Origin of the sequence: Mycoplasma sp. 6243, assembly GCF_051200785.1 — a bacterium.
GTDB lineage: Bacteria > Bacillota_I > Bacilli_A > Mycoplasmatales > Metamycoplasmataceae > Mycoplasmopsis.
In genome coordinates, this window is the sequence record NZ_CP195154.1 from 632,264 (window position 1) to 650,381 (window position 18,118).

Annotated in this window: 3 protein-coding genes; 1 reads left to right on the plus strand and 2 read right to left on the minus strand. The window is 27.2% G+C overall.

Annotation, left to right across the window (positions count from 1 at the left end):
• Positions 1-59 precede the first annotated feature (59 nt).
• Positions 60-2,828 (minus strand): hypothetical protein, encoded by a 2,769-nt coding sequence (locus ACR82Z_RS02660; RefSeq protein ID WP_435128399.1) that lies wholly within the window; start codon positions 2,826-2,828, stop codon positions 60-62.
• Positions 2,829-3,094: 266 nt separating this feature from the next.
• On the opposite strand from ACR82Z_RS02660, the gene ACR82Z_RS02665 reads away from it, so the two are divergent.
• Entirely contained in the window at positions 3,095-5,422 is a 2,328-nt protein-coding gene (locus ACR82Z_RS02665; RefSeq protein ID WP_435128402.1) for an HsdM family class I SAM-dependent methyltransferase, read from the plus strand.
• 32 nt (positions 5,423-5,454) lie between these two features.
• Here the strand turns inward: ACR82Z_RS02665 and ACR82Z_RS02670 are convergent, their stop codons facing one another.
• On the minus strand, positions 5,455-17,874 hold the full coding sequence (locus ACR82Z_RS02670) for a beta-N-acetylglucosaminidase domain-containing protein (RefSeq protein ID WP_435128405.1): 12,420 nt from the start codon (positions 17,872-17,874) through the stop codon (positions 5,455-5,457).
• Positions 17,875-18,118: the final 244 nt, after the last annotated feature.

Consider the following 18,118-nt stretch of genomic DNA (forward strand, 5'->3'; position numbering starts at 1 on the left):
CAAAAATAACTACATTATAGTTATTTTATCATAATTTAAAACTTGAAAAATGTTGAATATTAATTTTTAGGTATCACTTCTCCGTATAAATTTATGCTTTCACGAAATGAAGCACTATTTTGATTTGTTTTAGTAAAATTTGCGGGCTGTAATACATTCGCATTATATATAATAGCAATTTGCTCAGTTGCTCCACCTTGAAAAAAAGCATATTTTGTGTTTTGTCACAATGTTTGTTCACGGGGTTGTAAAATTAATTTATAATTACCTCCATTTTTATTTAACTCATCTAAGATGTAGTTAACCGAATTTCCTTGTTTATCGTTTATTTCAGTTAAACCTATAACATCAAAACCAACTTTTTTAATCAAGGTGGCAATAGCATCTATTTTAAAGTCAGCAGTACTTTTGTAATCAGTAGTTTTTTTACCATAATTTTCGATATTTCAGTGTGCTATTCTTATAGTATTTGCTGGTTTTGGATAATTTGAATCAGTTGATTTTGCTGTATTTACTGTAATATTTTTTACTTTTACATCTGTAAAAACAGGTGCATGATCAGAAATTCTATATCTTATATTTCAATTAAAATTTTTGTCTTTATCATAACCTGCGTATTGATTAGTATTCTTTATATATTCTTTAAATGCTTTATAAGTGTCAACTTTAAATTTTAAATTAGCATCATCAGATGTTGTAATAGTATCATAATATGAATCTTCGCCGTTTAAATAATACATTTTATCATACGGATTTGCATAACCACTTTTTGTGTTTAAAGATGTGTATCAATCCGGGTTTTTTGGTGAATCTGAAACAAGTACTCGATGAACATCAGATGAGAAATATTTATCTACTTTAAAGTTGGATGAATCAATATTTGTATCTCCTCCAAAAATTACAAGTGATTCATTGTTGCTATCTAAGTTTTTATAATAATTCAATAACTGCGGGATAGCAACAAATTCAGAAAATTCTTGAGCTCCGTTCTTTTTAACTACCAAATTGTTAAAACGACTTTTATATAATTCTGATGTTGTTTTAACAAAAGATTCGCTATATTTGCTAGAGTTTTTAAGTTTTGCTCCAGGTGAATCAAGGTGATCAAAAACAGTTATTATCGGTGGCATTTGGGTGTTATTTTTTATTTCAAACTTTACTCCAAACGGTGGTCTTACAAAAACAGTTTGATTTTTATCTAATTTAGTGCTACTAGTATTTAAGTTTCTTTGTGAGTTATCAGAATAATCATCTTTTGAATCTGTTGTTAATGTAAATGTTTGACTTTCTTCTTGATTTGTTCTTTTGTTAAAGTAAGTTACTGTAAAGGTTTTTTTATCTTTATCTAATGATGTTGCAAAATATTTTGAATCATTTTGATCACCAGCAATGTTTCTTTGATCAAAACCTTTATTAAAATTCAATATTTGGTTGCTTGATTCGTTTGATTGTCCAAAAAAACCTAAGAAATTACCTTTATACAAATAAAGTTTATGTTTATATTTTGAACCTTGTGATTTATCATATTTTTCTGCTATTTTGTTAAATTCTTTGACATTTAAAACAAACACTCCACTTGTTTGTTCTGGATTCTTATTATCTTTTTGCTTATTAGGAGTTTGTTGTTTTGAATTATCGACTGGATTATTTTCATCATCACTATCAAGGTTAATAACTTGAGTCTCTATTTTATCTGGATTATTTTTATTTTTATATGTTATGGTAATTTTTTCGGTATCTGTATCTCAATTCATCTTAAAATGAGTTGGTTTTGATGCATCTGAACCAATTATATATTTAGCATAATCATCTTTATTAAAAGTAATATAATCTCCTAAGTCTTCGTTGTGCTTATCAAAGCTAAAACTACCATCTGAATATACTAAATCCGGAAGTTGTTTATTATCAGAAGTTAAATCATCTAACATATTCATAAATTCATCAGCATTATCAGAATAAACTTTAAAAGGTTCACTGATTGTTTGTAATTGCTCTGATTTATTTATTTGCTCTTGTTTCAACGAATCAGGTGTATCAACTTGTTGACCATTTTCAATATTAAAACTTGATCAATAAATATCATTTGAAATAATTGGTTCTTGTTTAGGTATATATTGTGCAATTTTATAAGAAAATGCAATAACATTACCTTTTATCACATAATATATTTGTCCATTGATAAATGTTTTAGTTCCATTATTTGTTGTTGGTTCATTTGCATTTGCAGGCTGATATTCTGAATCGGTTTTTAAACTAAAAACATCAAAAATTGAATCACTACCTAGTTCTTTCACTTTCAAATATTTTGTTTCAACTGGTTGTTTAACTAATTTTCTTGTTTCGTAGTTATAAAAAAGTTTTTCATTCTTTGAAATTAATTCTTTAAGATTATCAACTGAGACGAGTTTAAAAAGATTGTTTGCATTATCTTTTGCCCATTTATCAATAGGTTTTGTATCTCCTTGTTTTTGTTGATTATTCTCTCCAAATTGGTCTGTTTTTTCAGATGACTTATCCTTTTTTTCATCTTCTGATAGTTTACCATCTTCTGGATTGTTAGTAGGTTTAGTTGGATTAGATTGTTGTGGTGTAGTTTTAATCGGATTAGTTATACTTGGATTTGTTGAAGTAGGGGGTTTTGATTGCTCTTTTGGATTTATAACAGGTGATGTACTACCTTTATTAGGATTTTTATCTTTATTTGGTGTGGACTTATCAGATTCTTCGCTTTTTTGAGTGCTATTTTCTCCATTGCAAGCGACAGCAACTACAACCGATGTAGAAGCTAAAATAACAGCAGAAAATCATCATTTTTTATACTTTGACATTACAACTCCTTTATCATAATAATTATAAATTTTTATAACTAAAACTTTAACAAATCACATCACTTTTTGCAAAAATTGTATTTTTGATAACATAGTTTTCATTTATATGGAATAAAATTCCCATTTATAAAATTTTTAATGACAAATCACTGCTTTTTTGTTTTATCTATTACATTTATAAAACAAAAATTGCAAAAATTTCAATAAAGTAACTAATAAATTTATAAATACAATTTATTATAGTAATATTTAAATATAGGAGAAAAATGTCTAAATTAATATGTCCAATCCGAGGTCAATTAAATATCAATGAAAAAGCAAAAGATGGTAAAACATCAACTGAAGAAAAATTAAGAATTGATTTAATAAACATATTGCTTTCAAAAAATTATAACAAAGATGCTATATACTTAGAAGAAAAAATGCAAGTAGGTAGCAAAGGTTCACATCCAAAACTAATTGATTTAGCGATTAAGGATGGTGATTCATATTTATTAGTAGCAGAAGTTAAAAGAGATGATATCAGTGAAAAAGAAATAAAAGAAGCAATCTTATATCAGTTGCAAACTGCAATAGATCTAAAGAAAGCCAAATACGGTATTTTTTATAATGGTAGTCATCAAAAACTTTTTTATAAAGGCAATGAATACAATTTATCAATGCTACCTAATTATGGCGAAGACTTTAAAACTGCTTTATTTAAATTTGATGAATTAGTCCCAATACAAAATGCAAAAGTGTTATTTGATGCGTTAGATTTGATTATTCATTCACTTGGTTATGGAAAAAATGAACGATATAAAGGTCTTTTTCAGGTGATATTAGCGAAATATTATGATGAACAATTTCATAAACATGATTTAAAATTTACTGCATTAACTACAAATATTGCAGTATTTGAAAAATTATGAGCAGATGCATATGATTATTATCAAAGAAATTTTGTGCAAGGACAGCAAGTACAAAAAGAACTTATTTTTAAATATGATGACTTGCAAAAAGTAATAAAACTTTTACAACCATATTCATTTATTAAAAGTAAATCCAGCGTACCACAAGATTTCTTTATGAAGTTTAGTTCAAAAATTTTAGATAAAATTAATATGGCACAATATTATACACCTGTTGCTATAATTGATTTTATAGTTAATATTTTAGATATTAAACCCTATCAAGCTGTCATTGATCCAGCTGGTGGTAGTGCAGATTTTTTAACTGGGGTTATCCAAAAATACAAAAATAATCCAGATTATAAAGATATGAAAGACAATTTATATTATTGAGATATTTCAAAAGATGCTTGTTCTGTTGCATTCTTTAATATGGTATTAAACGGTGATGGTAGAACTAAAATTCATCAAATCGATAGCATTGCAAATTGAAATAAAAATAACAGCTTTTTTGATTTTGTCATTACAAATCCACCTTTTGGTAGCAAAGTTAAATTTATGGGGAATCAAAGTATTCTAAAACATTACAAACTTAATGAACATTGTAACGGACAATTAGGGGTTTTATTTATCGAAAGAGCAATGAATCTGCTTAAGGAGAATGGAATTTTAGCAATTGTGCTGCCTAGTGGTTATTTAAATAATCAACAACAAAGATATATCAGAAAATACTTAATTGATAATTTTCATATTTTAGCAGATATCTCTTTTCCAGAAGGGGTATTTAAGGGTGCTGAAACAGGAGTAAAAACTGATGTATTATTTGTAAAGAAAACTAAACGAATACACAATTATAAAATTTTTACAGATGTAGTCAAAAACATCGGTTTTGACTTTAATACAAAAAATTTACCTCCTATTTATAAAATAAATGAAGAAAATGGTGAAATTCTAAAAGATGCGAATAATGAAGCAATTTTAAACACTGATTTACCTGAAATTCTAAAAAGAATGCAGCAGTTTGCTTATGATGAAAAAATCATTGGATTGTCACAGGTTAATCACTCGATAAATTACGGATATACCTATATGCAAGACTTAGACAGTTCATTAAAGTTAAAACCAGAATTATCAAACACAAAAATTTCATTAATTTTAAATGATAAAAGTTTATATTCTCTGCGAGAATATAAACAAAATAATCAAAACGGATTAATTATTGAAAAAAAGACAAAAAACTTTGAAAAATCAATTATAAAAAGCAAAATTTATTCATACATCCCGATTGCTCAAACACATAGCAAAGGTTTATATACACTTTCAAACAAGCTACGTGGATGACAAATTCAAAATATTTCAAGAGCGAAGCAAATAGGTCACAAAGACAGCATTTATTTACCTTATTTATATGGTTCATATGATAAATTCTTTTATTTTAATTTGGATAATTCAGATGTCATTATCTCAAATGGTTTTTATCGAATTTATATCAATGACGAAAAGATAAGGTATTCATTTTTTAAATTTTTATTTGATCAAAGTTATCAAATCCAATTTCAAGCTTTTGCTACTGGTCACATTCAAACCAATATTATCGAAGAACGGATATTAGACTTTCGTTTTAAATTACTTGATAAAGAAGAAATCAACCAAGTAAAACAAATGATAAAAGTATTTGATGAATGCATTAAAGTGCGTGGATAACACTGCATCATAGGAATAAAAATAAACTAGCATTAGCTAGTTTGTTTTCTTCTTCTGTGTCTTAAAACAACAAGGATGATAATTCAAATAAGTCCTAAGGTCAAAATACTTGCAAGAGGGATATATGGTTTTAGTTTTGTTGAAACAATTGATTGAGAATCAATCAATGAATCTAGTTTGCTATTAATTAACTCATAACCATTTAAATTATCATTGGAATTAAATTGTTCTTTTAATGCTGCTACTTCATTTGTTGGTTTAATTCTATCAAACTTGCTTTCTATTAAAGTTTGTAAGTATGATTTACGTTGTGTTTCTGTTTGATATGCATTATTTGCATATGAGAGTTTTTCTCTTAATGTATTTAAATCATTTGCATCGTATTTTACTGAATTTAATTCAGAAATATGAGTAACTGCTTGTAATCTTGCAGCAACATCTTCTAATGCTTTATTTAAAACTGATTTTTCACTTGCTTCTTGTTTTAAGGTTTCTAAGACATCATCATATAACTTTTGGTATGAATCTAAATAAGATGTTGAATCCAGTTTGTCTGTATATGTATCAATGTTTTTTTGATCACTTAACTTACTAATACTTTCTTCGATTTTAGAACGATATTCATTTTTTAATTTATCTTCTGATGCTTTTGCTTGAACTACTTCATTTTTATATTTTCTTAAATCGATGACATTTTTAATTTCTACATATTCATTATTATCATATTTAACAATATTTTGCGGTTGCTCAAGTTGTTTAACAGTTGATTTTATTTGATTTGTTAATGAAATTATTTCATCGGATTCGATGCTTAGAGCGATGTTAAGCAAACGATATAAAGCTTCATAGTCATTTAAATTCTCGATTTTATTATATAAACTTGTATATGTTTTAATATATGCAGGTGTAGTAAGTTTTTTTAGCATATTTGGGATTAATTCTTTTAACGATTCTTTACGTTCTGATTCGGATGTATATGCATCTGTAACATCTGCTAAGAATACTCTTAATTTTGGTATGCTGTTTGCTTTCAAAAGACTTACTTCATTATATAAACTGATGTGATCAAGGTTTTCTAAAAGTGGCATATAGTTATGAATCTGAGTTTGTAATTTTGTCTTTTCAACCGATTCTTTGCTTAATATTTCATCTAATTTATCATTTAAAGCGATTAAAGAATTTAAATTTGTTGTTTTATGAAACTTATCAGAATATATTTTGATGTTTTCTGGTTCTTCTAATAAAGCAACCTTAGCAACAATTTGTTTTCTTAGATTTTCCTTTTGCACATCTTCACTATGTTTTGCTGTGGCAACTTTTGCTTTATAAACTCTTAGATCTTCTAGGTTATCGATGTTAGCAAAATTCTTGGTATTATAGGTAAAAATATGCTCAAAGTCTTCTAATGAATTTAATAAATCACTGATTTGTTCTTTTAACAAACGAACTTCACTGTGTTCAGAATCATATACTTCAGAAATTTTTGCATACAATGCTTCATAGTAGTTAAGTTGATTGATTTGATTGCTGTGATGGTATTTTTTGTTATATAAAATAATGTTATAGTTATCTTCTAAACCTCTTAGTTTATTTTCAATTAAGGTTTTTAATTCTGTTTTTCGTTGTTTTTCACTTTGTAAAGCATTAAAGGTATCTGTATAATACTTTCTTAAATCATTTAAATTAGTTAACTTCAATAAATTGTTTTCATTATAAACAACTATATGATTAAAGTCTTCTAATTGTGGATATAATGATGTAATTTTAGTTCGTAATTGCTCTCTTTCTTGTTCTTCTTGTTTTAAAACATCAGAAAGTTTAGCACTAAGTGGAGTGTAATTTATGAGTAAATCGCTGTTTTGCGAATTAGCATATTTTTCTGTATATGTTTGTATATTTTGCGAATCTTCTAGTTTTGCTAATCGTGATTCAATCTGTGCTTTAATTCTTACTTTTTCTGCTGCTTCTTGTGCAAGTCCTATATTTAATTCATCTAAGAAATTTTGTAAATCTCTCTTACTGGTAGTTGTAAACAATCGTTTAGCATTTAATTTAATAATATGCTGCGCTTCTTCTAAGTGTGGTAATTTTTCTTTAATTTCTTCGCGGATGTTAAACTTAATTGTATCTTCATTGATAACATCAACTAAAGCATCATTAAGAGCATGCAACGAATCAATATGTGTATTTTGATTTAATTTATGAGTTCATTTGACAAAGGTATCAAAATCGTGTAATTTAGCAATTTTGTCTGATGTTTGTCCAAATAACTTGCTAAATTCACTTTCTTCAACTGCTGATTCAGCATCAATTTTGGTTTTAAAAGATCTTAAATCATTTAATTCCTTAGAGTTTTTAATGTCACGATATTCAGTGTTTAATGTAGCAATTTGATCAAATAATCTTAACTTACTTAATACAGTTTCAATGTGATCTTGAAGTTTTTGTTTTTCATGTGTTTCTTCAGCATACATATTATCTGTTTCTTTTAATAATTCACGAAGTTGGGTTAAAGTGGTAGCAGTTTGCAATTTATCTTTAACTTTCTTGATATTACCTTGATCTTGCAATTTTGCTAAAATATCGTTAATTTTTGCTTTTAACTGTATTCTTTCAGTCTCTTCAGTTTTTAATGCTTGATCTATTTTATAATCTAAACCAAAATAACTATTTAAATTAGGATTTTTTTCAACTTTTGTATTTAAATCATTGAAGCTCTTGATATTATCAGGATCTTCTAATTTTGTTAAATTAGTCTTTATGTTATTTTTATATTTTTCTTTTTCTGAATTCTCCTTAGTTTGAGCTGCTGTTACTTTATTTAATAATTGTTGTAAGTTGCTTTGTCCGTTTGTTCGCGATAAAACATCCATATTATATTTACTAATATGATCAAAGTCTTCTAGTGATTCAACAATCTTTTTGATTTTTTCTCTTAAATCATACTCTTTTTGATCTTCTGCTTTAGCATTATCTACCTGGGTTTTCAATGCTCTTAAAGCATTTAACTCAGTTGTATTCTTACGTTTTAATGCTAAATTAATCGCATTATTAAAATCATGGAATTTTAACAACTCATCTATTATTTCCTTGTGTAACTTATCCTTTTCTTCATCTTCTTTTTTAATTAAATCTTGTGCTTCGTTATTTAATTCACGCAATTTATTTAAATCAGATGTAACATTAGGTTTTTTAGTTGTTATAGTCGTTTTATGAGTTGCATCTTCGAGTTGATTAGCAAGTGTATCAATATTATTTGATAACTGCTGACGCATTTGTTCTTCTTGATGCAATGCTTGATCAAGGTCAGTTTTTAATGCTCTAAAATCGTTTAAATTATTGGTTTTCTTAGCATAATCAAATTGGTGTTTATAAGTATCTAAATTGTTTTTATCTTGTAATTTCTTTATTTTTTCTTCTATTTCTTTTTTAAGAGTTTCTTTTTGTGCTGCTTCTTCTTTTATTTCCTGCTTAACTTGATCTAAGAGTATTTTTAAACTAGTTGAATTTTTATATTCGTTTAATTGATCATAAATGCTATTTATAGTATTTTGATCATCAAGTTTTGGAACTTCAATTGTTTTAATTTCAGAAATTAAGTGCTGTTGTAACGTTTCTTCAGCAAATTGTGCATAAACTTCTTTATCTAAATTACGCAATTCAACAAGTTTTTTAGCCGAATCCATTTTAGCTTTCAACTTTTGCTTTTCTGTTGCATTTGTTAATTTATCATAATCTTCTTTTATCTTTGCTTTTAGCCGTTCTTTTTCTTGTTCTTCTTTTGCAACTTGTGATTTAACATTAACAAATAACTCATCAAGATCCTTTGGCTGTGTAGTTTTAATAAAATCATCACTTAACAATGAACGATTAATCGGGTCCTCAAGTTTTTTTACCTCTTCTAGTGCTTTTGCACGCACCGATTCAAGTCGTTCTTCTTCTGCATTAACTGCATCAATATGTTTGCTTAGTTTTTCTAATTCAGCAATGGTGTTTGAATTTGCTAATGATGCACGATTTGATAATTGATTATCAGGATACATTAAATGATCAATTTTATCTTTTATTTCTTGCTTTAATTGTTCTTTTTTAGCGTGTTCTTGATCTAAAAGTTCTTGTGCTCTTTCTCTTAAAACACGCATGTGTGGAAGTTTTGTATCAGTTGTTTTTTTGTTTTCTATTTCTTGACGGTTATTATCTAATTCTAACTTGTTATATAACTGATCAATTTGGTTTGTTAATGAATTCTTTTCGAATGTCTCATCTTTTATTCTTTGTTCAGTAGCACTTTTGGTTTCTCTTAATTTAATTAAATTATTAGATGTGTTTGCTAAATCAGTATCAACTTGATTTTGATTTTCGGGATCTTCAAGTTGATTTTTAAGTTTACCAATCTCTGCTCTCAATTCAGATTTTTCTTGTGTTTCTTTGTTTATTAGAAGTTGTGCTTGATTTTTAGCATTCTTAAGTTGTTCAATTGTGCTATTTTGATTATACATATTATTAACTTGTAATTGATGCTCTGATAAATCAAGTTGCGATACACTTTGCTCTATTTCGCTACGAAGTTGTGCTTTTTCGGCATTTTCAGCATCTAAGCGAGCTTGTACCTGAGGTAAAAAATCGCGATAATCATTTAAGTTTTTGCTTGATAAATTATTTAAAAACTCATTAACAAAGCTTTGATTTTCAGATTTCTCCAATTTTGAAAGAATGCTTCTTATTTTGTTTTCAGTGTCTTGTTTTTCGTGATTTTCTGCTGCTATTTGTTCATTCATCTCTGATTCTAATGCATAAACAGAGTTAACATTTAAATTCTTGGTATTATATAAATTCTTAAGTTTTTGCAACTTAGCATCCAAATAAGAATGCTGATTTACATCTTGAATTTGTGCTAGTAAGTTAGGAAGTTTTGTAGAAGTGTATGTGGTACGAGCATTTTCTTCGCTATCCACTGCATCTCTAACTTGTGTTTTAATTTGATCAAGTCCGTCTTTTTGAGTTGCTGCTAATAACTTGTCATTATATTTGACAACATTATTATAATCTTGAAGCGAATTAAGTAGTTGTGTAATATCATAACGTTTTTGATCTTCATCTGCGATTTCAACTAATTGATTATCAAATTCTTCGAGTTTTAATAAATCAGTTATCGGATGATATTTTGCTTCTTGCTCATCAGCAATCTTTCGATTATGCATATTAGCAAGCAGTTTTTTAATATTATTATTTGCTTGATCGCGACGATGTATTTCGGAAACTTTTGCTTCTTGTGCTTGCTGTAAAATACTTTCAATTGTTGATCTGTCGCGTAAATCATCAATTGCTTTATTTTGATATTTGCTTTGATTTTTGTTTGCCGGATCTTCTAAAGTCGCTACAACTTGCTTAATTTGTGCTTTTAAAGCGAGTTCTTCAGCTTCAGTTGCAACAGCAGAATTTACATCATTTAATAAAGTTTGTAAATTAGCAATGCTGCTAGTGGTATTAAGTTTATTTTGAAAATTACTTTGATTTTCTGGGTAAGTTAATTTAGTGATTGCATTAAGAATTTGTTTCTTTAAATCGGATTTTAGATTATCTTCTTCTTGTTTAAAGTTATTTATCTTAGTTTTAAGTGTTTCTAAAGAATTAATAGTATGTGATGAATTTAAATCATTATCAACTTCTTGGATATGGTTTGTTTGCTCTAATTTAGATTTAATTGCTTGAATTTGATTAGTTAAAAGTGCTTTTTGTAGATTTTCATCATTTAAAAATCCTTGTGCTTTGTTTTTTAATGAAGTTAACTGAGCAACAGATAAATTAGCATTATTCAATTCATTTTGAACTTCTGATTTATGATTTTGTAATTCTAATAATGCAAGTGTTGAATTAATTTGGTTTCTTAATTCAGTTTTTTCTGTATTAACTAAATTTTCTGCTTGTGTTTTCAAGTTTTCAAGAGCATTAATTTGAGAAGTAGATGATAAATTATTTCTAATTAATTCCTTGTTTGAATCTTTTCCTAATTGATCAATTAAAACATTAATATCATTTTTTAATTGTTGAGTTTGTTGCTCTTCGTCACGAAGATATTGTTCAGCAGTTTGTTTTAGTGTTTCTAATGTAGGAATAGTTGCATTTTGTCTTTGATTAGTAATAGGATTGATATGATTATCAAGTTGTAATCTTGAAACTAAATTATCTAATTCAGTATTTAATGCTGCTTTTTTAGCATCTTCTTGTGCTTTTAGATTATCAGCTTGTATTTTTAAACTTTGCAATTGTGCAATTGTTTGTGAAGTAGATAAAGAATTATTAATGGTATCTTGGTTATTTTGAATTTCCAATAAACCTGCTGTATGAGTTATATCTGAACGAAGTTGAGCTTTTTGATTATCTTCACTAGTTTTAAATTCATTAGCTTTTTGTAATAATTGCTCTAGTGCTGCAACAGTATCTGAACTAGTTAAGCCTGTATTAATTTCATTTTTATGAGTTTCTAGTTCTAAAGTTGTTAAAACAGCATTAATTTGTGCTTTTAGCTTTTCTTTTTGTTCTTGTTCAATAGTTTCTTGAATTTTCTTTTCTAATCCGATAAAGAAGTTAAGGTTATCAGTGGTTTTTAACTTATTAAATTTATCAGTATATAAAGTAATGTTTTCTTGTTTGGTAAGTTGTCTAATTTTTTCATCTATTTGAACTTTTAACTCTTGTTTTAAATGACTTTCATTATTTACAGCAGCAGATGAATTAGTATACATTTTTTCAAGTGCCGACACACCACGAGTTTTCTTTAAGGTTTTTTCATTATATAAAATTAAATTTGAAAAATCCTCTAGGTTAGTAATATTTTGTCTGATTAAAGTTCTTAAATTATTTTCTTGTTCATCAATTTGTTTTTGCTGCTCTACTTTGGTTTTTAAAGAGCGAAGTTGCACTAAATTAGTTGTTGTTTTTAATTCTTCTGATAATGGTTTTGAGTTTTCGCTATCATAAAAATTACTTAAAAGGCCCTTTATTTGTGTTTGTAAATCAGTTTTTTCTCTTTGTTCTTGAGCTAACATCTCATCAGATTGAGTTTTAAGATGCTGTAGACTATATAATAATGTTGTTTTAGGTAATTTTTCAGTTAATGTATTAATATGTTCAGGGTCTTCAGATAATGTTTTATTATGTTCAATTTGTTGTTTTAGTTGTGTCTTTTGATTATTTTCACTTATATATTGAGCATTAATTTCATTATATAAAGATTGTAAGACATTTGTATCTGCAAATTCATCAAATTTATTATGTAACTTAACTGACTCAGGGATATCTTCTAATTTTGTCAATTCTTCTTTTATCTTCTTTATCAATTCATTTTGTTTATTTAAATCAGTTAATCAAGTTTGTTTTATTAATGCTGCTTTTTTATTTAAAATATCACGATAAAATGCATCAACTTGGTGTTGACTTAGATTTTCTGGGTGTGTAATTTGACTTTGCACACTTGATATTTTATTTTCATATTCTTGATATGATTCAGATGTATATACAATCGGGTTATTTAATGCTTTATTGGTAATTTCGTGTTGCACTAAAGTAAGATCAACCTTTTTATTATAGTGATCTCTTGCATAAATTAATGCATCTTTAATAGCATCTAAACTTGCTTGTGTATATGATTGATCTTTACTTTGATTTCCTTCTGTAATTTGTTTTAAAGCATTAGTAGCAGTAGTTTTTCAATGTAAAAATTCATTTCTAGATGCTTGTGTTCATAAATTATAATCACTCGGATCAGTTTTATTAACTTCATTTTGTAAAGCTGTTTTATCGGTAGATACCGATGCAACTTGCACTGGATCAAAGTCATAAACTTCTAGTATCTTAGGTCTTTTAGTTTCTCAAGCAATTTTAATTTGCACAACTTTTTGATTTTGAGGCAGGATAAATTCATTAAGGTTGTTAGTTAATGTTCCTAAGAGATGGAAGGTGTTTGTTTCATTTTCTTTACGATAATATACCTTTGCAAGCGAATTACTTTCAATGGTTAAAATACGTAAATGTTTATTAATAAGTGACTTATCATCGATGGTATAAATTAATTCACCGTTTTCTTGTTTTGGTTGATAATAAGTACTTAAATCCTTATCATGAAGAAAATCTAATTTACTATCATCGGTTGGTTCATATTTAGTTCCTGAAAAATAGTTACTAGTGTAGTTAGGTTGTTGGATTTTATTATGATTTACGACTATTTCATTGATTTTAAGTTTTTTATTGCTTGGATAATTAGCTTTTATTAAAATCTTGATATATCTAGCTTTTTGATTTGAAATCGAATCGTTTCCTCAATATTTAAACCCTGGATAACGATGGTCATTGATAAGTTTAGGATTCACAGCATATTTAGAATCGTAAGAACCAGTAGCGACATTTTTTAATATTGTTGTTGAATCAGCATCGGTAGTAGTATCTCCGATACTAAAAACAGTGTGTCAAGAACTTTTATCAGATGAAACTTGTACATCCATATCCCTTGGATAATCAGATGTATCATCTTGAGTATATAAACGTAGAGATTTTATATCTGTTTGACGACCTAAATCGTAAATAATATAATTATTTGCATTAATATTTGGACCAAATTGATCGTATGTAAAAACCGAACCATCTAGTTCATTATTTCGTTCTGTTTGTGGATTTTGTGTGATATCTGTTGAATCAAATTTTGGATTTAAAGCAAGGTTTTCTACTGTAACAGTTATCTTTTTAAAACTTAAAGTTAAATCCGAACTTCCTGAGTTAAATAAAGCAATATAGCGGGCTTTAGTGTTTGCTGCAATAGTATCCGATGCAGCATCAACTCATTCATAACCATTATCAGAATATTGTAATTTTAATGCATTAGAATTAGCAGTAGGATTGTCATATTCCTTAGTAAATGTCTGAATATTTTGAATTTTACTTAAATCTAAACCGATTCTCTCATTTGCTTTTAAGGTAATATCTTGCTTTTCTTCAGGACTTTTTTGATGGTATAACTCAAATGTATTGTATCCATCGTATTTAGCAAGCAAATCATTAACTGCTGCATTTTCACTATAAACATAATGAGTACTGTCTTGTTTATTTTCGGTAAATGCAATGGTATTAATATTAAATCCAAAATTTTCTGCTTTTAAGGTTCTTAAACGAAGTCCTGTAACGGTTCCAAAATTATCTGCATTTGAAATATTAATTGTAATATCATCACCAGATAAATCATATGTTCTTCAAGGAATATAAACATTATTGATTTTCTTTTCTATACTTATTTGGCTGGTGCGATCTCCTGCTCCTGGATTTTGATCATTGACATATTTATATAACAAACGAATTGATTTAAGATTTTTTGGATTTGAAAAATTAATATCAAAACCATCATTTTGACTTAATGAACCACCTGTTGATGTCGCTTTTAATCAAGCGAATGTATGATCATCCCCATCAAACATTAAATTAGGACCTTTATTATCGTGTATTAACAAACGATTAATATCAGCAGTAGTATAGTTGTATCTATCGTTATTAGTTAAAAATACTCTTATTTCATCTATACGTCATCAATGCTGAACCTCTGATGTGTTTTTAATTCTAAAATCTTTTGCATGTGCATATCCTGTTACAACTGTTGAATTTTCACCTCATTTTAAATGAGCTGAACCAAATTGCTTTCATTGTCTACTGGTATCTTTTTCATCTTCATCTTTATATTCGATGATTGCATCTTGTGGTAAATCAGTTGCAGAATCAAATGATTGGTTAATATAAATATGTGAAACTCATTGCTTTTTATCTAAACTAAAACCTACTGTAGCATCCCTTGGAATGTTTGCACCAACATTAACATCACTGCTTCCTTGTTTACCTTGAACCACCTTAGTAAATGCAGCACCTGTTGAATCTAAATCATCAAACATTTTATCAGTGCTTTTGTTTTGATAAACAAGATACATTAAATTAGTAGTATTATCAGCATTATAACTAACATGTGAATATCTTTCTCATGTTTTATTTGATGTTAGTTCACCTGAATTAATAACAAATTCTTGTAAACGAACTCATTTTTGTCTAGGAGTAGTATCATTGTTTATTAATCTTACTTTTGTTACATTTGCTATATTTTGATTATTTAAAACAATCGGATTATATTGATTTGCAGATGTAACATTAACATTTCAACCATTTACATCAGTTCAAGTACTATTTGTAGATGTTTGATATTGAACTTTTGCATTTATAAAGTAATCTTCATGCAGTCCTAAATATTTCACTTGTAATGATTTAAGGGTGATTGGTTGATTAAATTCAACACCAAAATAATCATTTTGATGTAATTGTCCACTACTATTTTTTAAAATAACTTGATACGGGTTTCCTTTATAAAAGACTGTATCGGTTCCACCTTTACCCAGACTATCTTGACGTTGCAAATTAGTTATAAATGTTTGAGTCAATTTCACAGGCGGGATAAAAAGTGATGATTCAATTCTTGGTTTCAATCAAGAAACTAATCAATCTAAAAACGGCATCAAATGTGAACTACCAACAATAGCATCATATGATTGTCCGTTGTAGGTGATTTTATGAGTTGTTTTTAACTCATTAAGTAATTCTATTCCACGATTATAATAACTGATAAAGTCATTGCTGCTATTTTCCTGCTTTTTAATTACTGATAAAAGCAGCTCTTTTGCTGTTTGTGAAAGATTTATAAATGTATCAAGATAAACCGACGTTTCCTTGTTAAATTCAGCATTTTGTGATGTTTTAAGAATACTTGCTGCTTTTTCAAGATCATGAAAATCTGTAATCAATGCTTCTGCTTTTGTTTTATCAAAATGATTCGATGCTAAATTTGTTTTAAAAGCATCAATTTGACTTTGGATTTCTTCAGATTCATTGATACTTGGATAATTACTAATATCTGGTTTTTTAATATGTTTAGCAAGTTTTAAGTATGATTGAGTTTCAATATCAAAAATATTGCTTTTATTAAGTGCATTAGAAAATGCTGCTTGATAAATATTATTTATTTCAGTATCATTTCTTCAAATCTTTCATCCAAAATTCGCAGCAGCAAATGCAGCAATTTTTGATGCTTGTGCTTGTTGCATCGGATTAATTAATACACCTTGCAAGTTGTCTGCTGTTACATCAGTTCCAAAAAATTCTTTATAACCACCTAATATCAGTTGTGCAGGTGCATCTGAATTATTTGGTCAATTAACTCATGCAACAGGGGTTTTGTTGGTTGTAGTTTTAAATGTTGTTAAAGATGTATTATGTACCCCTGCATAAGCGCCAGTTGCTGAATTAATTATTTCAACTTCAGAAGGAAAATTAGCATAAGAGTTATATGTTATAGTTGTATTTCTATTAGCAGGTGCATAAATTAAATTAGTACTTAAGTCACTCGTAATTTGTTGTTTTTCTTTTAATCAAGTAATTAAATCATTTAGTATTTTTGTTTCATATGTTACTTGTTGCGAAGTATTTTCAGAAAAGGGTTGGTTTTCTGCAAATAAACCAAATTTTCTTATCCCAGCTGTAATAAGTTGTTCAAATTTAGTTTTAATCTTTGATAAATTTTCATCGTAATTAGCAACTGTTATTTTATCATTTGAATCAAAAGGATCAAGCATATAAACTAAATTTATTTTAGTTTTCTTGGATTCTTGGATTAACTTTGAAAATTTATTTGTAAGTTCATCAGATGTATATTCTGTTTTTCATTGATCTCTTGTTTTTTGATCATCTTTATCAAAATATAGATATGAGTTAAGTTTATAATAACTACCTCATTTCATAAAATCTATTTTTGCATTCAAATCTCAAGGGGTTCCGTTATTATAGCTAAACACTCCACGAAGTTTTACATCTGAATAATCTTGAATATTAAATGTCTCGATTTGATCACCATCAAGTTGATTAAGAATATGTCAAAAAGTTGTAGCACCGTAAAATGCTGCTGTGTTGTTTTTTGCTAACAAAGTAATGTAATTACGTTTTGAAGATAAAATATATGAATCATTATGTGATTTCAAAGATGCGTTAAAATCAAGCCCTAATAAACTTGCTTTTTTATCAATATATGTATCAGTATTGTTGGTTGTTCCAACTAAAATGTTTGTTTTACCATCACTATCTTTAAATGAACGACTTTCTGTAACAGTTAATTTTTTTAATTGTAATGCTTCTTTAATTCTTGATTTAACTGCTTCATCAATTCCTTTTTCAAAAACTAAATTAACTTCATTAGATAATAAATATTTTTTATTATCTGCATATGTTATAGATTTAACAGTCGGATAAATTTGATATATTTTATGATTGCTTGAATTATTTGGTTGTTGATTTGTTGCACTAGTAGCAGATATAGTTAATCCTACTGCCGCAGCAGCTGTTGCTGTTAAAACAAGTTTAGATTTCTTTAATCGCATTAATTACCACTTTCTTAGATAATTAAAAACCAAAATTATTTTCTGGTTAAATTAAGGTGTTTAATTATTATCAAAATTTTCATTGTATATAATATGTAATATTATATAATAATTTAAATTCATAAGATACAATTTTTAATTTATTTATATAATAAGAACAAAAAAATTAATTTTTTATGAAAAAATTATCAACTTTTATCATAAAAACTAGTTAAATATTTTTGTATTTTTATACTTTTTTATA